Source organism: Nonomuraea turkmeniaca, from assembly GCF_005889735.1.
Taxonomy (GTDB): Bacteria; Actinomycetota; Actinomycetes; order Streptosporangiales; family Streptosporangiaceae; genus Nonomuraea; species Nonomuraea turkmeniaca.
On sequence record NZ_VCKY01000068.1, the window covers coordinates 23863 to 44171 of the forward strand.

The window sequence follows — 20309 nt, forward strand, 5'->3', positions numbered from 1 at the left end:
CAGTGAGGCCATGAGCAGGGCGGCATAGGGCGGCCGAGCCTGCCGAACGGCGTGAGGCCATGAGCGGGGAAGGAGTGGTGATGGCGGGTCGGGTGTGTGTGGTCACAGGGGCCAATCGGGGGATCGGGCTGGAGGTGGCCCGGCAGCTCGCGCTGGCCGGGGACACCGTGCTGCTCACCGCCAGGGACCTGGGCCAGGCCGAGAAGGCGGCTCGGGGGATGGGGCGCGAGGTCGTGCCGAGGCGGCTGGACGTCTCGGACCAGGAGTCCGTGGACACGTTCGCCGCGGGCGTGCGGGACTCTCATGCGCGGGTGGACGTGCTCGTCAACAACGCGGCCATTCACTACGACACCTGGCAGCGGGCCGTGAACGCGGACCTGGACGTGGTGCGGGAGGCCCTGGAGACGAACCTGCTGGGCGCGTGGCGGGTGACGCAGGCCCTGCTGCCCCTGTTGGGGGGCGGGCGGGTGGTGAACGTCTCCAGCGAGGCCGGGTCGCTGGCGTCCATGGGGGCGGGCACGCCCGCGTACGCGGTGTCGAAGGCGGCGCTCAACGCGCTGACGAAGATGCTGGCCGCCGAGCTCCGGCGGGATCGGATCCTCGTGAACGCGGTCTGCCCCGGCTGGGTGGCGACCGACATGGGCGGGCCGGGCGGCCGGCCGGTCGCCGAGGGGGCGAGGAGTGTGTTGTGGGCCGTCGACCTGCCGGACGGCGGGCCGACCGGCGGCTTCTTCCGCGACGGGCAGCCTGTCCCGTGGTGATCTAGCGGGAGTAGTGCATGACCACGGCCCCGTTGTTGTACGTCCGGGTGCCGGTCAGGGTGAACACGGTCGGCCGGAACTCGCCGTCGAAGGCCGAGACGCCCGCCCCCGCCACCACCGGGTGGCACTTGACGATCATTTCGTCGATCTCCGGCAGGAGCTGGGCGGCCAGGTTGCCGCCGCCGCACAGGTAGATGTCCAGTCCGTCCTCCTGTTTGAGCCGGCGTACCAGGCCGAGTGGGTCTTCGTGGACCAGCTCGACGGCGGGGTCGTCGACGCTCTTGATGGTGGTGGAGATGACGTACTGCCGCAGGTGCGCGTACGGGCTGGTCACGCCGACGGCCAGGCCGGGCTCGTAGGAGCCGCGGCCCATGATCACGGTGTCGAAGCGCCTGTTCGGCGCGTCGATGCCCACGTGGGCGCGGATGTGCGCGGGGATGGTCTCCGGGTATTCGTTGTTGAGGTGTGCCGCCATGTCATCGGCCGGCGGGTAGAAGTCGAACTCGCCGTTCGGGCCCGCGATGTAGCCGTCGATGGACGTGCCGACGTAGTAGACGAGCTTTCGCATGCCGAATCAACTCCGTTTGGAGTACTATGGGTGAAGTGGTTTGATCGTCGTCCTACAGGTGGAATAGTGTCAAGGCGGTCAGGCAGAATGTCGCGCTGCGGGCGACGAGCCTGTCCGGGCCACGGGTTCAGGAGCGGGTGACCCGGCTCATGAAGGAGCCGGCCGATCGGATCCACGAGCTCGTGACCAGTGCCGTGGGGCGGTTGCTACGCTGACGTGTGGCTGATCTTCAACACACGCATGAGCTGGTCTATGACGGCGACGTCGTCACCAAGCGGTACGTGGACGGCAAGCAAGGCGGGGCCGAGCGGGAGTGGCGGGCACTGAGCCTGCTGGCCGAGCACGCCCCGGGGCTGGCGCCGGAGCCGATCGCGTTCGAGGCGGGCGTGGTGTCGATGACGAGGATCGACGGGGTGTCACTGCGTGGGCTGTCCGCGGGGAACCCGCAGGTCACGGCCATGGCCGAGGCTCTCGATGAGCTGCACGCGGCGGTGCCGGCGGCCGTGCTCGAGACCGTCCCGATCCGCCCGTGGCAACGCGCGGCGGTCAGCGACTGGGTGCTGCACAGGGCCGCTGCGTGGCAGCCGCGTGATCCGCTGGCGGACCAGGCCGTGAAGGAGGGTCTGCGGTGGCTGGAGAGCTGGCGGCCGGACGAGTCGGGAGTGCGGCCGGTGTTCGGGGGCGGCGACGGCAACCTGGCGAACTTCCTCTGGGACGGCGCCCGCGTCCGGAGAGTCGACTTCGAGGACTCCGGGCGCAGCGACCTGGCGTTCGAGGTGGCGGAACTGGCCGAGCACGTGTCGATGTGGGTCGAGGGCGAGGTGGACATCGCACGGCGGTTCGAGCTGAGCCCGCCGGAGGAGCGGCTGATGCGCGACTACCGCAAACTGCACAGCATGATCTGGTTGTTCCTGCTGTCGCACGAGAGTCCGCGCAATCCGCCGGGAACCTTCCAGCGACAGGTGGAGCGGGCGCTGGCAACATTGGGCGCATGAGACTCGCCCGGCCCGAGGACAGGGCAGCCGTGGAGCGGCTGGTCCACGACGCCTACCAGCCGTGGATCGAGGTCGTCGGCATGCGGCCGGTGCCGATGGAGGCCGACTACGCGGCGCTGATCGAGGCAGGCCGGGTGCACGTCACCGACGATCTGCAGGGGCTGATCGTGCTCGTGCCGGAGGACGGGGCCCTGCTGGTGGACAACGTCGCGGTACGGCCCGAGAGTCACGGCAAGGGCATCGGGCGCGGGCTGATGGCGTACGCCGAGGAGGAGGCGCGGCGGCTGGGGCTGCCCGCGCTGCGCCTCTACACCAACGTCAAGATGGCCTCCAACATCGCCCTGTACACCTCGCTCGGCTACGTCGAGACCGGCAGGGAGGGGGTCAAGGGCCGCTCCGCCGTGATGATGCGGAAGGAGCTCAGCCCGTGAGCACGCCGAGCAGGTGCGTGACCTCGCGGGCCACCGCGTCGCGGCCGGCCTTGACGTACTTGCGGGGGTCGACGACGCGCTCGTCGTGAGCGAGGTAGTCGCGTACCGCGCCGGTGAACGCCTTGTTCAGGTGCGTCGCGATGTTGATCTTCTTCATGCCGCGTCGTACGGCCTCGCGCAGCACGTCGTCCGGCACGCCCGACGAGCCGTGCAGCACCAGCGGCACCGGCACCGCCGCTCGCAGCTCCGCGACGAGGTCCAGGTCCAGCACCGCGTCCTTGGTGGTCATCGCGTGCGAGGTGCCGACGGCCACGGCCAGCGCGTCCACGCCGGTCCTGGCCACGTAGTCGACCGCCTCGTGCGGCTTGGTGCGGGCGCCGGGGGCGTGCACGCCGTCCTTGCCGCCGACCTCGCCCAGCTCGGCCTCCACCCATACGCCCCGCTCGTGGCACCAGGCCGCCACCTCCGCCGTGGCGCGGACATTGTCCTCGTCGGGCAGCGCCGAGGCGTCGTACATGACGGAGCCGAGCCCCAGTGCCACCGCCTCCTCGACGAGCGCGCGGTCGGTGGCGTGGTCGAGATGGACGGCGACGGGCACCTCGGCCCGCCTGGCGACCGCGAGCGAGGCCAGCGCGATCGGCTCCAGCGCGCCGTGGTAGCGCACGCAGTTCTCGCTGATCTGCAGGACGACCGGCAGGCCGAGCGCCTCGGCGCCGGCCACGATGGCGCCGGCGTGCTCCAGCTGGATCACGTTGAACGCGCCCACCCCAGCGGGGGACTGGCGGACGATCTCGCCGATGGCGGCGAGGGGCATGGCGGGCTCCTTATGTGATGACGATCTGTGGGTGGATGTCGGCGTACACGTCGCGGTCGAACGCGCCGGCCACCGGCGCGGCGACGGCCGCGGCGCCGAGCGCCGCGGCCCTCCTGAGCCTGTCGGGCCACTCCTCGGCCATGTCCATCGCCAGCCCCGCGACGAGCGCGTCACCCGCCCCGGTCGGGTTGCCTTCGACGGTGTACGGCATCCGTGCCCGGAAGGTTCCCTCCCCCGTCACGGCGAGCAGCCCGTCGGCGCCCATGGACACCACCACGGCCTCCGCACCCTGGCTACGCAGCTCCTGCGCGCCCTGGCCGCCGGGGAAGGCCCTGGCCAGCTCTTCCGCGTTGGGTTTGACGACGGCGGGGCGGCCCTTGGGGGCGTGGCGCAGCGGGTCGCCGTCGGCGTCCACGATCACGGGTGCGGCGGGGATGCCGGCGAGAGTGGCGTAGAAGTCGGCGGGCACGCCGCGCGGCAGGCTGCCGGAGACGACCACCACGTCAGCGGCGGACGCGAGGGAGGTGTAGCGCCGCACGAAGCCGGCCAGCTCGGCGGGTGTGACTTGAGGGCCGGGCTCGTTGAACAGCGCGGTGCGCCGATCCCGCGAGCCGCCGGTCTCGCAGACCGCCAGCGTCGTGCGGGAGTCGCCGGCGATGCCGCACAGCTCGCTCCGCAGCCCCGCCGACTCCAGGTCCTCCTCGATCGCCCGCCCGGTGGGCCCACCCACCAGGCCGGTGACCAGCACCTCGCGGCCGAGCGCGGCCAGGACGCGGGCCACGTTGACGCCTTTGCCGCCCGCGCGCCGGTGCACGGCGCCGACCCGGTTGACCCCGTCCCAGTCGACCGAGGGCACCTCGTAGGTCACGTCGAGCGCCATGTTGAGCGTCACGGTGAGGATCATCGCGGCTCCGTGATCCAGGCGCCGTCCTTCATCACCCCGGCCACCTCCAGCTCGTCGGAGAGCACCACGAGGTCGGCCGCCTTGCCGACGGCGATCGAGCCGATCGTGTCGGCCAGGCCCAGCACCCGCGCGGGCGTCAGCGAGGCGACCTGCACGGCGTCGGGCAAGGACATGCCCAGCTCCCGCACGGCACGGCGGAACGCGACGTCCATGGTCAGCGTGGAGCCCGCGATGGAGCCGCCTTCGACGAGCCGGGCCACGCCGCCGTCCACGCGTACCCGCATGGTGCCGAGACCGTAGTCGCCGTCGCCCAGCCCGGCGGCCGCCATCGCGTCCGTGACCAGCGCCGTCCTGCCGGGACCCGCCACCTCGTACGCCAGCCGCATCATGGCCGGATGCACGTGAACCCCGTCGTTGATCAGCTCGACCGTCACCCGCTCGTCGTCGAGCAGCGCCGCCACGGGTCCCGGGGCGCGGTGCCCGAGCGGTGGCATCGCGTTGTAGAGGTGCGTGGCCACGCTCGCGCCCGCCTCGATGGCGACGATCGTCTCGTCGTAGTCCGCGTCACTGTGCCCGATGGCCGCGATCACGCCTTCGGCCACGGCCATGCGGATCATGTCGAGCCCGCCGGGCAGCTCGGCCGCGACCGTGATCATGCGTACGTGCCCGCGCCCGGCCTTCACCAGCCCCGCGAACTCCTGAGTGGACGGCTCGCGCAGCAACGTCGGGTCGTGCGCGCCGCACCGGCTCCTGGCGATGTAGGGGCCCTCGAAGTGGATGCCCGCCAGCAGCCCGTCGTCGCACAGCTCCGCCAGCGACGCCGCGGCCCGGGTCAGCCCGTCGAGCGAGTCGGTGACCAGACTGGCCATGGTCGTCGTGGTGCCGTGCCGCCGGTGCAGCGCCACCGCGTCGCGGGCCCGGTCCTGCTCGCCGGTGGGGAAGGAGCCGCCCGCGCCGCCGTGGTTGTGGATGTCCACGAACCCGGGGACGACGTGCCGGCCGCCCACGCTCAGGCCGTTGCCCGGCGCGGATCCGTGGCCGACGTGCGTGATGCGGCCGTCTTCGATGGTCAGCCACCCCTCGTGCACTCCCTCGGGAGTCACGATCCTGGCGTCGGCGAGAGTAAGGCTCATGCGGCCTCCTTCGCCGGCCGCATGAGCCTTGCAGGGCTGTGTCTGATTGGTCGCTCGCTACGCTCGCTCATGAAGAAAGGATCACAGATCGCGTGAGGTGCATGGGCTCGTCGGGGTTCAGCCCGCGGGCGAAGGCGCGGGCGACGGCCACCCGCTGCGCCCGGATCAGCTCGGCCATCGGGTCGAGCCCGCTCTCGAAGAACGTCCCGCCGGTCTCCTCGACCTGCGCGCGCAGGCCGCCGGGCGCGGCGCCGAGCATCCACGTCACCCGACCGGGTGCGGCGATGCTGATGGGACCGTGCCGGTATTCCATCGCCGGGTACGCCTCGGTCCACGATCGGGACGCCTCGCGCATCTTCAACGCCGCCTCCTGCGCCAGCCCGACCGACCAGCCGGTGCCCAGGAAGCTGAACTGCTCCGCCTCGACCAGCGAGCCGGGCAGCGGCGCGGCCACGGCCTCCTCGGCGTCGGCGATCACCTGCGTGAGGTCCTCGCCGAGGCTCGCGCGGAGCAGGGCGAGCTGCGTGGTGGCGAACCTGGTCTGCACGACCGACCGCTCGTCGGCGTAGTCGAGCACCACGACCTCGTCCGCGGCCGTCATGATCGGGGTGTTGGGGTCGGCGGTGATGGCCGTGGTCGCCGTGTCGATCCGGGCCAGCAGCTCCAGCACCTCGGTCGTGGTGCCCGAGCGGGTCAGCGCCAGCACGCGGTCGTAGCGGCGGCCGGTGGGGAACTCGGAGGCGGTGAAGGCGTCGGTCTCGCCGTGCCCGGCCCGCTCGCGCAGGGTGGCGTACGCCATGGCGATGAACCACGACGTGCCGCAGCCGACGACGGCGACACGCTCGCCCCGGCGCGGCAGAGTCCCGAGCGGGACGTCGTCGACGGCCCGCCGCCAGCACGACGGCTGGGACGCGATCTCGGCCTCGGTGTGGGTGGTCACCCATGCCTCCCAGGATTGATTGTTTCTGCATTATTTATAACAGAAAAGTGCAGCAATGGGCAGTGGTGGCTCGGGCTTCTCCGGTGTGCCACGCTTGCTCCACCACATCCGCTAGGAGGCCTTCGTGTCCCGCTACGACCGCTGGAACGCCATCCTCGAGCTGCTGGCCCAGGAGGGCAGGCTGTCGGTCGAGGAGGCCGCTCAGGCGCTCGACGTCTCCACCGCGACGATCAGGCGGGACTTCGACCAGCTGGCCCAGCAGCAGATGCTCATGCGTACGCGCGGCGGGGCGGTCGCGCAGAGCGTGAGCTACGACCTGCCGCTGCGGTACAAGACGGCCAGGCACGCCGACGCGAAGCACCGCATCGCGGCCGCGGCGGCCGAGCTCGTCACGCCGGGGGCCGTGGTGGGACTCAACGGCGGCACGACCACGTCCGAGCTGGCGCGTACCCTCGCCACGCTGCCCACGCTGGAGAGCGGCTTCACGATCGTCACGAACGCGCTCAACATCGCCGCCGAGCTCACCGTGCGACGGCACGTCAAGATCGTGGTGACCGGCGGGGTGGCCAGGCAGCAGTCGTACGAGCTCATCGGGCCGCTGGCGTCCGGCGTGCTGGAGCAGGTGACGCTGGACGTGGCCTTCCTCGGGGTGGACGGGCTGGACGTCGAGCTGGGCGCGTCGGCGCACCACGAGGGCGAGGCCAGCGTCAACCACCTGCTGATCAGCCGGGCCGCGCAGGTGGTCGTGGTGGCCGACTCCTCCAAGATCGGCAAGCGGGCGTTCTCCCGCATCTGCCCCCTCACCCAGATCGACACCCTCGTCACCGACTCCCAGCTGCCGGACGCCGTCGCCGGCCAGCTCTCCGACGCCGGCCTCAAGGTCGTCCGCGCCTGACGCGGATCCAGCGAGCAGGGCCGGGGTCGTACGTGCCTGGGCGTGGGTAGGTATGGAGCGCAGGCGATAGGGGGAGCTATGACGTCGGGAAGGGGCGTGGCGCGGCTCGGGCCCGCGGAACGCGCCGCGGCACTGGAGGACATGGTCGCGCGGGAGCTCGACGTGGTCGTGGTCGGCGGCGGTGTCGTCGGCGCGGGGATCGCGCTCGACGCCGTGACCCGCGGCCTCGACGTCGCCCTGGTCGAGGCCAGAGACTTCGCCTCCGGCACCTCCTCACGCTCCTCCAAGCTCATCCACGGCGGCCTGCGCTACCTGGAGCAGCTCAACTTCGAGCTCGTACGCGAGGCGCTCCAGGAACGCTCGCTCCTCCTGCAGCGGATCGCGCCGCACCTGGTCAGACCGGTGCCGTTCCTCTTCCCGATGACCCACTACGGCTGGGAGCGCCCGTACGTGGGCGCCGGCGTGGCGCTCTACGACACACTCGGCCGCGCGTCCGGGGTCACCCGAGGCGTCCCCGGCCACCGCCACCTGTCCAGGTCGCGGGCACTGCGGCTGGCCCCGGCGCTGAAGAAGACCGCCTTCACCGGCGCCGTCCAGTACTGGGACGCCCAGGTGGACGACGCACGTTTCGTGATGACGACGCTGCGCACGGCTGCCACCTACGGTGCCCTCATCGCGCCCCGAACGCAGGTCGTGGGGTTCCTGCGGGAGGGCGAGCGGGTCACCGGCGTGCGGGTACGCGACCTGGAGTGCGGCGACGAGCTGGAGGTACGCGCCCAGCAGGTGGTCAACGCCACCGGTGTCTGGACCGACGACATCCAGGAGCTGGTGGGTGGGCGGGGCCAGATCCACGTCCGCGCGTCCAAGGGCATCCACCTTGTCGTGCCGCGTGACCGGATCCACTCGCTGACCGGGATCATCCTGCGTACCGAGACGTCGGTGTTGTTCGTGATCCCCTGGGGCCGTCACTGGATCATCGGCACCACGGACACCGAGTGGACGCTGGACAAGGTCCACCCCGCGGCCTCCCGGGTGGACATCGACTACCTGCTCGACCACGTGAACGCCGTGTTGTCGGTGCCGCTGACCCGCGACGACGTCGAGGGCGTCTACGCCGGGCTGCGGCCGCTGCTGTCAGGGGAGTCCGACGAGACCTCCAAGCTGTCCAGGGAGCACGTGGTGGCGCACCCGGTGCCGGGGCTGGTGATGATCGCAGGCGGGAAGTACACGACCTACCGGGTGATGGCGCGCGACGCCGTGGACGCCGTGGCGCACGGGCTCGACCAGCGGGTGCCGCGCTCGTGCACCGACCGCATCCCGCTCGTCGGCGCCGAGGGCTATCAGGCGTTGTGGAACTCCCGGCACCGGCTCGCCCAGACCTCGTCCCTGCACGTGGCCAGGATCGAGCATCTGCTCCAGCGTTACGGGTCGCTGATCGACGAGGTGCTGGAGCTGATCGAGCAGGACCCGTCGCTGGCCCGGCCGCTGGCCGGGGCCGACGACTACCTGCGCGCGGAGATCGTCTACGCCGCCACTCACGAGGGCGCCCGGCATCTCAACGACGTGCTGACCCGGCGTACGCACATCTCCATCGAGACCTTCCACCGTGGCCTGGCCGTGGCGCAGGAGGCGGCCGAGCTGCTGGCCGGGCCGCTCGGCTGGGACGGGGAACAGGTCAAGAGGGAGGTGGAATACTTCACCAAGCGCGTGGAGGCCGAGCGCCGCTCCCAGGAGCAGGACTCCGACCAGGAGGCGGACGCGATCAGGCTAGGCGCGCCCGAGATCGTCCCCGTCGTCCTTCCGGAGTGAGCATGGCCGAGCCGTCCCGGCAGTTGTCCGACCCCCGCGAGCTGCTGGAGGGATACCTCGACCACTACCGCGAGGAGATCCTGCGGGTGCTGGACGGGTTCCCGGAGCCCGAGGTGAGTCGGGTGCCGTCCGGGTGGACGCCGCTCGCGATGCTCAAGCACCTGGCGTACATGGAGCGGCGGTGGTTCGTCTGGGACTACGCGGGCGAGCCGATCGACGACCCGTACGGTGACCGTGACAGCGAGGAACGGCTGGTCGCGGGCGAGTCGTTCGAGGAGGTCAAGGCCTTCTACCTGGCGCAGTGCGAGCGGTCCAGGCAGGTCGTGGCCAAGGGGCGGCTGTCCGATCGGGCCTCGCGGATCGGGCGGTTCCAGCCGCCCGAGGAGCCCCCGACGCTGGGGTGGATCATGTTCCACGTCCTGGAGGAGTACATGCGGCACGCCGGGCACCTGGACATCGCCCGCGAGCTGGCGGGCGGCCCGGAGGCCGCCCGCTGACGGTCACCCTGCGGGCGGGTACCGCGTGGCGTCGTGCACGTCGAGCAGCGGCTCCTTGACGCCGTCACCCGAGTCGTCGGTCCAGTTGGCGTTGCCTGTGGAGATCAGCGTGCTGCGCACGGCCAGCGAGCCCGCCCTCGTCGTCGGCTTGCGGGCGCCCGAGGTGAGGACGCCGGCCGCGCCCGCCACGTGCGGGGAGGCCATCGAGGTGCCGCTGATCGTGGCGTAGCCGCCGTTCCGGTACGTCGAGTAGATGCAGGTGCCGGGCGCGGCGATCTCCACGGTGGAGCCGTAGTTGGAGTAGAAGGCCAGGGTGTCGTCCTGGTCGGTCTCGCTGCGGCACGACAGCCTGCTGCCGCCGGCGCCGCCGGGCAGGCCGTCGTTGTCGGTCAGAGCCGACACGGTGACCACGTCGGGGTGGTTGGCGGGGAAGAAATTGGCGGTGTTCGTGCGGCTGTTGCCGGCGGCCACGACGACCACGACGCCGCGGTTGACCGCGTTCGCGATCGCGTTGCTGATCGCGCTGCTGGAGCAGCCGTTGCAGCCCAGGCTGAGGTTGATGACCTCGATGGTGGACGCGCGGGCCACCACCCAGTCGATGCCGGCGGCGATCCCGGACAGGGTGCCGGAGCCGGCCGCGTTGAGCACCTTCACGCCGTGGATGCGGGCGCCGGGCGCGACGCCGACCGGGCCGATGGCGTTGTCGATGGCGCCCACGGTGCCCGCGACGTGCGAGCCGTGGCCGTTGTCGTCGGTGCCGGAGTTGTTCAGGCAGATGCCGGTTACGCAGTTGGCCCGGGCCACCACGTTGAGGTCGGGGTGGGTGTAGTCGACGCCGGTGTCGACGACCGCGACGTCCACGTCGATGCGTACGTCGTCGGTGCTGTCGATGTCGAGGTTCGGGTTGTTCGGGCCGAAGATCCGCCGGACGCCGGTGGGCGTGGTCTGCGGGAAGGCGGTGACCTCGGCGTCGGGCTCGACGCTGAGCACGTTCGGGTTCCGCTTGAGCTGCTCGGCCGCGGTCGCGCTCAGGCGGGCGGTGTAGCCCTTGAAGGCGTGCTCGTAGACGCCGACGAGCTCGCCGCCGTGCTGGGACACCTGGTCCTGGGCGGCGCCGCGGGGCGCGCGCATCGAGGGGTTGAGCTGGACGATGTACGTGCCGTCCGGTGCGGCGGCGGAGACCGGGAGCGGCGTCATGGGTAACGCCAGTGCGCCGATGAGCAATGCGAGCAGGGGGGTGAGTGATCGCATGAAAGCCCTTTCTCGACAGGAGAATGTCAGTAAAGCTTTCATCATTTGTCGTGAAAAGTCCATAAAAAAGGTGCCGATTCACTACGAATCGGCACCTATCGGTCGCTTAACGAAGCGGGATCCACGTTTGTGAGGCAAGCGTCGTGGCGTCGTTGACCTGGATGCCTTCCTGGGAGAGCGTCCAGATCGTGTCGCCGATGACGATCGAGCGCTGGATGCCGGGCTGGTATGCGTAGTCCCCCTGCTGCTCCTGCGTCGGATGCTTGATCATGCCGACCTTTGACACGCCCGAGTCATCGATCTTGAGGACGAGCGCGCCCGACTCGTTCTGCTGGGTGAGCGGGATCACCGACAGGCCGGTCTTCGGCCAGTACAGGAAAGCGTGCGGATCCCACTCGGCCTCCGACCCGGAGTCCTTCTGGAACAGCTGCGACAGCCGGCGCGGACTGGCCGGGTCGCTGACGTCGAACAACGACACCTGGGTGCCGAGCGTCCTGCCCTGCTCACTGGCCTCCTGGCCGATGCCGATCAGCCTGCCCTCACCGCCCGGGTGCAGGTACGCCGAGTAGCCGGTGATCTTCAGCTCGCCGGTCACCTTGGGAGCCGCCGGATCGCGCAGGTCGAGCGTGTAGAGCGGGTCGACCTGCTTGAACGTGACGCAGTAGCCGACCGCGCCGATGAACCGCACCGAGTAGATCCGCTCGCCCTCGCCGAGCCCGCCGACCTCGCCGCTCTTGGCCAGCGTGTCGGCCTTGAGCACGTGGACCGTGCTGGAGCTGTTCTTGCCGTCGGCCGAGGTGAGCGTGGTGGCGACGCGGAGATGGCCCTCGTGCTCGGACATCGAGTACTGGTTCAGCAGCCTGCCGCTGACCTTGCCGGAGGCCACGTAGGAGGGCGGTCCTGGCGAGGCGACGTCGAACCGGTGGATCTCGGTCTCCTCCGGCGGGATCGTGGGGGTCGGCTTCGGCTCCTCGGGGGTCGGCTTCGGCTCCTCGGGGGTGGGCTCCTCGGCCGGGGCGATGTCGATCGGCATGGGGAGCACCGACCACCAGCGCGGGTTGCTGGCCACGTACAGGCTGGTGCCGGTGCCGTACACGATGTCGCCGTCGGCGGCGAGGCTGATCGGGTCGGTGCCGGTCGTGGTGACGCCCTGCGCCAGGTCGAGCGTGTGCACGGTCAGCAACGAGGTGCCGGTGTAGTCGGCGGGGTGGCTGACCCGCTCGCACTTGACCGTGTCGGTCTTGACGGCGCCGGACGCGTCCTTGATCTCGATCTTGGGGAGCCAGGCGTCGATCGGAGCCTGGCGCACCGCGGCCTGGTTCGCCTTGATGCGCTCCGCCTCCGAGACGTTCTCCTTTGGCTGCGGGAGCGTGATGTCGGGCTGGCTGCGGGTGACGATCCTGACCGTGGAGCCGACCATCCTGGCGTCCACGTACGTGCCCTGGGGTTTGACCGTGCTCATGACCTTGGGCTCGCCGGCCAGGTCGACCAGGACGTAGCGGGTGTCGCCGAGCGGGACCGCGGAGGTCGCCTTGAACATGGCGTCGCCGTAGCCGCGGAACAACACCAGGGCGCGGTTCCCGGACAGCAGCAGGTCGGCGGGGGCGAAGACACGCTCGTCGCCTTCGGTCAGCTTCAGGGTCGAGGTGACTTTTCGCGTGGCGGTGTCGATGATCCGCAGCGTGCCGCCGGTCACCGTGATCACCCGGTTGCCGTCGGTCTTGACCAGATCCGGCTCGTCCACACCGGCCTCGTGCACGTTGGTCGTGGAGTGCTCGGGGACGGCCGTCTTCGCGTTGGGGGTGATGGCCGCCGTGTCCTCTGCCCGCGCCGTCAGGGGCGTGACGCCGCCGAACCCCCACGGGCCGACGTTCGCCGCCGCCTTCTCCCGCAGGCCCGCCAGCATGTCGTCGCAACTGTTGTAGGCGACCAGGCGGATCGCGCCGAGGGTCGTCTTCTTCGGCGGCGCCGGCGTCTCTCCCGTGGAGGTGGTGCAGGCGGCCGTGACCGTCGCGAGTGCCGCGACGGTCACGGCCGTACGGATCAGCGTCTTCATGACCTCATGACGGGTTTCCGCGCCGGATGGTTCAGGACCCTCGTTGCGGGTTGAAGGTGAAGGCGGGGCTGAAGTCCACGTCGTCCGGCACCTCCAGGAGCTTGCGGAGCAGCTTGCCGGAGAAGTCGATCACCTGGACCTCGTCGTTGACGCCGTTGTCCTGCTCCCAGCAGTAGAGGTGGTTCTCGTCGTAGAAACCGAGCACCTTGTCGCAGTCGGAGTAGAACTTCCGCAGGCGATCGCCGGAGGCGGCGTCCCAGATGCAGTGGTCGCCGTCGCCCCCGTTGGGGCAGTTGGTGACGAACGCCTTGCCCGACGGCGAGAAGATGTCCTGCGTGCCGGCCGACATGGTGCCGATGCCGGGAAACGAGCGTGTGGCCGTGCCCTTGGCGTCGAAGAAGCGTATGCCCTGGTTCTTCTCGTTGCCGTAGACGTTGACCACGCCCTCGTCATCGCCGTCGAAGCCGAAGGCCGTGTCGCGGACCGAGGAGTCGGAGACGTCGACCGTGGTGGCCTCCTTCGCGGCCACGTCCACGAGGACGAACCCGAGGTAGACCCACTTGTCCGCCCCGGTCTTGCGCTCCGTGTTGAGGAGGATCTTCGAGCCGTCCTTCGACCAGGCCCTGATGCTGCTGATCAGCGGCTCCTTGACGGTCTTGATCGTCGTGCGGTCGCCGGACTGCCGGTCGGTGATGACGATGAAGTCGTAGTCGTCGGAGCTGTAGCTCCTGCCCCTGCTGGCCAGGTAGCGGCCGTCGGGCGAGACCATGGACTCCCAGTTGCCGGCGTACTTCGTGAACGTGCCGCGCAGCGAGCCCCTCGCGTAGTCGATCCAGTCGTCCTTCGCCTTGTCGAAGATCTCGTAGGAGGTCAGGACGATCGCGTCGGACGGGTTCTCGTACAGGGAGACCTTGGCGCCGGGGAGCGTCCTCTTGGTGCCCGTCCTCGGCACGGCGGCGGACTGGGTGACGGACGGACTCGGGCTGGGACGGGTGCCGGCGCTGGTCCGCGTGCGCCCGGACGTCGGGGTCTCGGACGGTTTCGCGACGACCGATGACTTGTTGACCTGGATGACCACGACCACACCGGCGAGCAGCAACAACGCAGCTGCCACGGAGATGCCGACGATCAGCGGGGCCTTGCTCTTCTTCGGCGGCTGGTTGTACGTGCCGCCGTACGTCGGCTGGGTGTACGGCGGAGCCGGATGTCGCCACTGCTGTTGGGGATGCGGCGGGACCGGCCCGGAATACGCGCCCGGCGCCGGGTGCGGGACGTGGCCGGGGTAGGACATCGGCACGGACTGCGGATTCGACTGCGGACCCGACGGCGGGCCGAACGGCGCACTTGAGAGCGGGCCCGCTGGGCCGGAGTGCGGGCCGGAGGGTGGTCCGGAGGGTGGGCCGGACGGTGGCGCGAAGGGCGTCTGCGGGGCCGCCTCGGCGGCGGCCTGGGCGAGCATGCCGGGCTTGGGCGCCGGGTGCTGCAGCAGGCGCATGATCACCTGCTCGGCGGTCGGCCGCTGGGCCGGGTCCTTGTTCAGGCACGCGGCCACGACGTCACGCAGCGTCCCGTCCAGAACGCCCAGGTCCGGCTGCTGGTTGAGCACTCGGTTGATCACCGCGGGCATCGTGTCGCTGCCGAACGGCGCCCGGCCCGAGGCGGCGAACACCATCGTGCTCGCCCACGCGAACATGTCCGCGGCCGGCCCGACGGTGTGCCCCATGATCTGCTCGGGCGGCATGTACGACGGCGTGCCCACGACCGTGCTGCTGACAGTGGAGGTGGCGTTCAGCGCCCGGGCGATGCCGAAGTCGATCACCCGCGGCCCGTCCGCACCGATGATCACATTGGCCGGTTTGAAGTCGCGGTGCACGATCCCGGCCTGATGAATCGCGGCCAGCGCGGTGGCGGTGCCGATGGCGAGCCGGTGCAGGACGGAGCCCGAGCGAGGGCCCTCCTCCTGCACGATCCGCTGTAGTGAGGGCCCCTCGATGTACTCACTGATGATGTACGGCCGGTCCTGCTCGACCCCGGTGCCCAGGACGGCGGCGGTGCAGAACGGCGCCACCTGCTGGGCCACCTGAACCTCGCGCAGGAAACGCTCGACGCTGACGTGGTCGCCCGACAGATCGGGCCGCAGCCACTTGACCGCGACGTTTCCGCCAGAGTGGTCTCTGGCGAGGTAGACGACGCCCTGACCGCCCTCGCCGAGCCTGCCGAGGAGATCCAGGCCCCCCAGCCGTTGTGGATCTCCAGGTCGGAGCGGAGCGAAGGATGCCATGAAGGGATTCTGTCGCTATGGCGCGGATCCGCAAAAACTACCCATGGGTAACTTTGCGAAAATCGCCCTCTGTGCACGTGATGTGCAACAGCAGGACAAGGGATGTCCATCGGCGGGCCGACCGCGGTGCTGGAGATCGGCGGCGTGCGGCCGCTGACCGACCCACGTTCGACGCCCCGGCGAATACCCGATCGGGAACAGGGCGCGGCGGCCGAGCGCGCCGGCGCGCCCGTGCGGGCGCTGCCCAACTGGACGTCCGTCGACGTGGGCGGTGCGGTGCGGATGGCGGGGGTGCCGGCGCAGCACGGGCCGGACGGGATCGAGCACCTGGCAGGGTGGGATCATGAGCTGGAACGCGCGAGCGCTCGAGGTGCTGGCGGCGGGGCCGCCGACGCCGCTGGTCGACTTCCCCGTGCCGACCCCTGGGGTCAGGCTGCTGCTGAAGGACGAGTCGGCGCAGCCGACAGGGAGCCTGCGGCACCGGCATGCCAGGGCGCTGTTCCGGCAGGCCGTCCTCGACGGGCTGGTCGGCGAGGGCACGACCGTGGTGGAGGCGACGGGCGGGAATGCCGCGGTGGCGCAGGCATGGTTCGCGCGGCGGCTCGGGTTGCCGTACGTCGTGGTCATGCCGGGCGAGCGCAGCGAGGCGCGGGCGCGGGCGGTGGAGGCGCTGGGTGGGGAGTGCAGGTTCGTGACGCCGCCCCTGGCGATCTACGACGCGGCCCGGGAGATCGACGGGCACTTTCTCGACCAGTTCGGGCGGGCGGCGCAGCATGACCTGGCGGAGGAGCTGTTCGGCCAGGTGCGGCCGGACTGGGTGGTGACGGGCGCCGGCACCGGCGCGACCTCCGCCACCCTCGGTCACTGGCTACGCTCCCACCACCCGGCCGGCGGTTCCACACCGAGCGCCGCTGACGCCTCCACACCGAGCGCCGCTGACGCCTCCACACCGAGCGCCAGCGACGCTCCCACACCGAGCGCCGCCGACGCCCCCACCCCAGGCGCGGCCTCGGGGAGCGCCGGTGGAAGGCGGTGCCGGGTCGCCGTCGCGGATCCGGAGAACTCGGCCTATTTCCCCGGATGGACCCTCGACAGCCCCGACTACTCGACCGGCATGCCCTCCCGCATCGAAGGCATCGGCCGGCCGCGCATCGAGCCCGGCTTCCGTCCCGACCTCGTCGACCTGGTCATCCCCGTGCCGGACGCGGCGAGCGTGGCGGCGGCCAGGCGCATCAGGGAGGTGACGGGGCTGCCGGTGGGCGGCTCATCGGGCACCGCGCTCTGGGCGGCACTGGAGCTGGTCGAGCGGATGCGTGCCAGAGACGAGACCGGCACGATCGTCTCGCTGATCGGCGACGCCGCCGACCGGCATCTGGCGACGTACCACGACGACGGCTGGGCCGCGGGCAAGGGTCTCGATGTCGGCAAGCACCTGGACGAGCTGCGCCGCCGCACCACCGTTTAGTGCAATGCGTGGCTGACCCAGACGTTCGGCTCCACATAGACAGCGTGGTCGTGCTCGACCGAGCAGTGCACCGGGCTCAGCGCGCCCGGCACCTCGACGGCGCCCGTGCGGTCGAACGGCAGGTCGGACCAGGTCCGCCACTCCGCCGGCGTGCCCGCGACCACCATCGACCGCGGCGCCACCTTGACGATCTTGCCGCCCGCCCGTACGTGCACCCGCAACCACGCGTCGTACGGCAGCCCGTCCTCGCGGGTGCGGAAGGCGTACTCGCTCATCGGGGTGTGTGGTTCGAGGTGCTTCATGTTCGGCCGAACCGGCGCGACCAGCTCGCTGAAGCCGTGGCGGGCGGCACGCTCCCGCATCGCCGCCAGCATCACCGACGACAGTCCCTTGCCCTGCAGGTCGGGGCGGACGGTGATCTCCAGGGCGGAGACGGCGTCGGGTCGCGTGCCGCGTTCGCGGGTCAGCCAGCCCCGCCTGACCACGCCGTCCCATCCGTCGTCGGGCAGCTCGGCCCCGCCCGCCCGGTACGGGATCATGCACGCCCTGGCCACCAGCCGGCCGGGCTGGGTGTCGTCGTCCGCCACCAGAACGTACTCGGGGTAGGCCGTGTCGGCGAACGGGTAGAACAGGTCGGCGATCGGATCCTGGAACATGAACACGGGCCACGTGCTCTCCATGTTCCACAACACCGGCCCGAACTCGGGGCGCTCGGCGAGGGTCGTGATCTTTAGCGGCATGCCGAGCATTCTCACATCACCATTTGCCGGTAAGCGCGTGATTTATCAGCGCATTACCGTGCGCTAGCGTCAGCGGCATGACGGAACTTGACCCCAGGTTGCGGGCGGTCACCGACCTCATGGTGGCCGAGGCCCGCGAGGGCGGCGGCAGGCACGAGTACGACGGCCGGATCCAGGACCTGTCACCGGCCGGCGTAGGGGGAGGGCTGGCGCGGCTCGGCGAGGGGGCCGCGCCGGCCGACCCGCACGACGCCGAGCACCTGAAGGTGTTCGAGGAGAGCCTGCGCTACCAGTTCGGGGAGCTGGAGCTGCATCGCAAGAACCCGATGCCGCACCTGTCGAACCTGGACCTCGCCTGCTACGACCGCGACTACGGCCCCGAGGCGGAGCGTGCCGCGGCGAAGGCGGCCCACCTCGCCCTCTGGCCGGACGCCGTGGACGGCGCGATCGCCTCGCTCGACCAGCTGAGCGCGCCGGTCGCGAAGTCCCTGCTGGGCGCGGCCCGAGGGCTGGCGGCCGGAGTCCAGGACGAGGCCGCGCTGGCCGCGCACGGCCGGCTCGTCGGGCACCTGGAACGCGCCGCGGCCGAGGGCGACCCAGACGCCTCGCTCGGTGGCGAGGCGCTGGCCAGGCTGATGGGGACGGCCGAGGGCCTGCCGGTGGACCTGGGCCGGCTGGCCGAGCGGGCCGACGCCGAGCGCGACCGGCTCATGGGGCTGCTCGCCGAGTCCTGCGCGCGGCTGGGACGCTCCGGGCCACCGCTGGACGTCGTGCGGGAGCTGGTCAAGGACCACCCCGACGCGGACGGCGTGATCGAGGCGGCCAGGGCGGGCACCGAGAAGGCCATCGCGTTCACCCGTGAGAAGGACCTGGTGCCCTACCACGACGGCGAGTGCCTGGTCGGGCTGGCGCCCGAGTCGCGCCGCTGGGCCATGGCGATGATGTCCTGGAACTCGCCCGGCGAGCCCGAAGGCCCGTCCTGGTACCACATCACGCCGCCCAACGCCTCCTGGGCCGAGCAGGACCAGGAGGAATGGCTGGAGGTCTTCAGCCACACCACGCTTCCGGCGATCAATGTTCACGAGGTGGCGCCTGGGCACTTCTCGCACGCCCGCGCGCTCCGCCGGGCGCCGTCGGAGGTGCGGCGGCTGCTGCAGTCGATGTCGTTCATCGAGGGGTGGGCGCACTATGCCGAGGAGTTGTGCGTCGAGGAGGGGTTCGAGGCCGACGATCCGCGCTTCGCGATCGGCGTGTGGGTGGAGGCGCTCATCCGCGTCACCCGGCTGGCCTGCGCCGTCGGCGTGCACACCGGCCAGATGACGGTCGAGGACGGTGCCAGGCGCTTCGAGTCGGACACGCATCTGGCCGGGCCGGCGGCGCTGGCGGAGGCCCAGCGGGCCACGTTCGACCCGACCTACGGCCGGTACACGTGGGGCAAGCTGCTCATCCTCGACCTGCGGGAGCGGGCGCGCAAGGAGTGGGGCACGGGCTTCACCGTGCAGCGCTTCCACAAGGCGCTGCTCGATCTCGGCTCACCGCCCCTGGGACTGATCGGCGCGATCCTGTAGCGTCGATCACGTGCGCGAGCTCGTTGGCAAGGTTGCGGTGGTGACGGGCGCGGCCAGCGGCATCGGCCGGGCCCTGGCGCTGCGGTTAGCGGCCGAGGGGATGACGCTGATGCTGGCCGACGTCGACCACGGCGGGCTCGCGGAGACGGCCGCGCTGGCCGGGGACGGCAAGGTGCTCACGCAGATCACCGACGTCTCCGACGCCGCCGCCGTCGCCCATCTCGCCGACCGGTGCTTCGGCGAGTTCGGGGCCGTGCACGTGCTCTGCAACAACGCCGGGGTCTACCAGGGCGGCCACATGTGGACCCGCAGCGAGGAGGACTTCGCCTGGCTGCTGGGCGTGAACCTGTGGGGCGTGCTGCACGCCGTCCGCGCATTCGTGCCGCGCATGATCGAACAGGACACCGAGGGACACATCATCAACACGGTGTCAGTGGCGGGGGTGTTCGCCGTGCCCGGGTCCGGCGGGTACACGGTCAGCAAGCACGCCGCCCTGGCCGCCTCCCAGTCGCTCGCCCAGGACCTGGCAGCCGTGGGCGCCAAGCTCCGCGTGACCGCCCTCTGCCCGGGGGCGGTCAGGACGCGGATCGCCGAGTCCGAACGTGTACGCCCGCCCGGCCTGGCCGGCACCCCCACCCAGGACGAGCTGGAGGCGCTTGACCACGTCGGCAGGCGCGCGGCGGACGGCATCGATCCGTCCCGGGTGGCCGAACTGGCGGTGGAGGCCATCCGCGAGGAACGTTTCCTGGTGCTGACCGACCCCAAGCACGACGCCAGGCTCCGCCTGCAGACGGAGACCCTGCTGACCGGGCACCTGCCGTCCTACCAGTGACGGTCGTGGGCGAGCACCCTGACCACGGTGCCGCTGCGCGGCTTGACCACCAGCCGCACCGCGTCCCCCGGCAGCACGTCCTCGTAGACGCCCTGCTCCACGCGGAACGCCCTGGCCTTCTCGGAGCTGCCGTCGTGGAGCGCGATGTAGTAGTCGCGCCGCGGCCCGTGCTCGCCGTGCGCCTCGACCTGGACCCACCGCTTGACGACGTGCCCGGCCACCTCCTGGCGCTTGGGACCCGGCCGAGAGGCCTCGGCCGGTTCGATCTCCACCCCGTGCCAGCCACTGCCCGTGAAGATCCACTCGTGCTCGGGGTTGAGGGGTGCGGCCTCAGGACCGGCGAGCTCCCGCCCGCGCTCGGTCGTCAGG

At 71.0% G+C, this 20309-nt stretch carries 19 protein-coding genes; 9 read left to right on the plus strand and 10 right to left on the minus strand.

Annotated elements, in window-relative coordinates; genetic code table 11:
• Positions 1–80 precede the first annotated feature (80 nt).
• Complete coding sequence (locus ETD86_RS21130; protein WP_138667877.1) at positions 81–761, plus strand: SDR family NAD(P)-dependent oxidoreductase; 681 nt, start codon at positions 81–83, stop codon at positions 759–761.
• A gap of 1 nt (position 762) precedes the next feature.
• Here ETD86_RS21130 and ETD86_RS21135 read toward each other — a convergent pair whose 3' ends face one another.
• The gene (locus tag ETD86_RS21135; protein ID WP_138667878.1) at positions 763–1329 is read right to left on the minus strand and encodes a dihydrofolate reductase family protein; all 567 of its coding nucleotides are present in this window, start codon (positions 1327–1329) and stop codon (positions 763–765) included.
• A 218-nt stretch (positions 1330–1547) separates the two neighbouring features.
• Here ETD86_RS21135 and ETD86_RS21140 point away from each other — a divergent pair, with 218 nt between their 5' ends.
• Together ETD86_RS21140 and ETD86_RS21145 are read left to right on the plus strand one after the other, a co-directional pair.
• Positions 1548–2324, plus strand: coding sequence for a phosphotransferase family protein (locus ETD86_RS21140; RefSeq protein WP_138667879.1), 777 nt, complete (start codon positions 1548–1550; stop codon positions 2322–2324).
• Positions 2321–2755: a GNAT family N-acetyltransferase gene (locus ETD86_RS21145; RefSeq protein WP_138667880.1), complete on the plus strand. Its 435-nt coding sequence runs from the start codon at positions 2321–2323 to the stop codon at positions 2753–2755. Before ETD86_RS21140 ends, ETD86_RS21145 begins: the two co-directional genes overlap by 4 nt.
• Here the strand turns inward: ETD86_RS21145 and ETD86_RS21150 are convergent.
• The 4 genes from ETD86_RS21150 to ETD86_RS21165 form a co-directional block, all read right to left on the minus strand.
• A complete protein-coding gene (locus tag ETD86_RS21150) occupies positions 2745–3569 on the minus strand; it encodes a class II fructose-bisphosphate aldolase (RefSeq protein ID WP_138667881.1) in 825 nt (274 codons plus the stop codon). The genes ETD86_RS21145 and ETD86_RS21150 overlap by 11 nt on opposite strands.
• A gap of 10 nt (positions 3570–3579) precedes the next feature.
• Positions 3580–4473 (minus strand): 1-phosphofructokinase family hexose kinase, encoded by an 894-nt coding sequence (locus ETD86_RS21155; protein WP_138667882.1) that lies wholly within the window; start codon positions 4471–4473, stop codon positions 3580–3582.
• A complete protein-coding gene (nagA, locus tag ETD86_RS21160; RefSeq protein ID WP_138667883.1) occupies positions 4470–5606 on the minus strand; it encodes an N-acetylglucosamine-6-phosphate deacetylase in 1137 nt (378 codons plus the stop codon). The genes ETD86_RS21155 and nagA overlap by 4 nt, the downstream gene beginning before the upstream one ends.
• Before the next feature lie 67 nt (positions 5607–5673).
• Positions 5674–6546, minus strand: coding sequence for an SIS domain-containing protein (locus ETD86_RS21165; protein WP_138667884.1), 873 nt, complete (start codon positions 6544–6546; stop codon positions 5674–5676).
• A gap of 124 nt (positions 6547–6670) precedes the next feature.
• Here ETD86_RS21165 and ETD86_RS21170 point away from each other — a divergent pair, with 124 nt between their 5' ends.
• The 3 genes from ETD86_RS21170 to ETD86_RS21180 all read left to right on the plus strand — a co-directional run bounded on the left by ETD86_RS21170 (position 6671) and on the right by ETD86_RS21180 (position 9747).
• Positions 6671–7441, plus strand: coding sequence for a DeoR/GlpR family DNA-binding transcription regulator (locus tag ETD86_RS21170; RefSeq protein WP_138667885.1), 771 nt, complete (start codon positions 6671–6673; stop codon positions 7439–7441).
• 78 nt (positions 7442–7519) lie between these two features.
• A complete protein-coding gene (locus tag ETD86_RS21175) occupies positions 7520–9250 on the plus strand; it encodes a glycerol-3-phosphate dehydrogenase/oxidase (protein ID WP_138667886.1) in 1731 nt (576 codons plus the stop codon).
• Between the two features lie 2 nt (positions 9251–9252).
• Entirely contained in the window at positions 9253–9747 is a 495-nt protein-coding gene (locus ETD86_RS21180) for a DinB family protein (protein ID WP_138667887.1), read from the plus strand.
• Positions 9748–9750: 3 nt separating this feature from the next.
• On the opposite strand, the gene ETD86_RS21185 is transcribed toward ETD86_RS21180, so the two are convergent.
• The 3 genes from ETD86_RS21185 to ETD86_RS57090 all read right to left on the minus strand — a co-directional run bounded on the left by ETD86_RS21185 (position 9751) and on the right by ETD86_RS57090 (position 15335).
• Positions 9751–10998, minus strand: coding sequence for a S8 family serine peptidase (locus ETD86_RS21185; protein ID WP_138667888.1), 1248 nt, complete (start codon positions 10996–10998; stop codon positions 9751–9753).
• Between the two features lie 106 nt (positions 10999–11104).
• Positions 11105–13054, minus strand: a complete 1950-nt coding sequence (locus ETD86_RS21190; RefSeq protein WP_170223184.1) for a beta-propeller domain-containing protein — start codon at positions 13052–13054, stop codon at positions 11105–11107.
• A 31-nt stretch (positions 13055–13085) separates the two neighbouring features.
• A complete protein-coding gene (locus tag ETD86_RS57090) occupies positions 13086–15335 on the minus strand; it encodes a WD40 repeat domain-containing serine/threonine protein kinase (protein ID WP_211370205.1) in 2250 nt (749 codons plus the stop codon).
• Positions 15336–15678: 343 nt separating this feature from the next.
• Here ETD86_RS57090 and ETD86_RS21200 point away from each other — a divergent pair, with 343 nt between their 5' ends.
• Positions 15679–16800, plus strand: coding sequence for a pyridoxal-phosphate dependent enzyme (locus tag ETD86_RS21200; protein WP_138667889.1), 1122 nt, complete (start codon positions 15679–15681; stop codon positions 16798–16800).
• Here ETD86_RS21200 and ETD86_RS21205 read toward each other — a convergent pair.
• Positions 16797–17540 (minus strand): GNAT family N-acetyltransferase, encoded by a 744-nt coding sequence (locus ETD86_RS21205; protein WP_246148051.1) that lies wholly within the window; start codon positions 17538–17540, stop codon positions 16797–16799. The two genes, ETD86_RS21200 and ETD86_RS21205, sit on opposite strands and share 4 nt — an antisense overlap.
• A gap of 77 nt (positions 17541–17617) precedes the next feature.
• Here ETD86_RS21205 and ETD86_RS21210 point away from each other — a divergent pair, with 77 nt between their 5' ends.
• The gene (locus tag ETD86_RS21210; protein WP_138667891.1) at positions 17618–19108 is read left to right on the plus strand and encodes a DUF885 family protein; all 1491 of its coding nucleotides are present in this window, start codon (positions 17618–17620) and stop codon (positions 19106–19108) included.
• A 10-nt stretch (positions 19109–19118) separates the two neighbouring features.
• Positions 19119–19940, plus strand: coding sequence for an SDR family NAD(P)-dependent oxidoreductase (locus ETD86_RS21215; RefSeq protein WP_138667892.1), 822 nt, complete (start codon positions 19119–19121; stop codon positions 19938–19940).
• Here the strand turns inward: ETD86_RS21215 and ETD86_RS55290 are convergent.
• The coding region (locus ETD86_RS55290; protein WP_170223185.1) for a hypothetical protein at positions 19931–20309 on the minus strand (379 nt) is incomplete at its 5' end. The genes ETD86_RS21215 and ETD86_RS55290 overlap by 10 nt on opposite strands.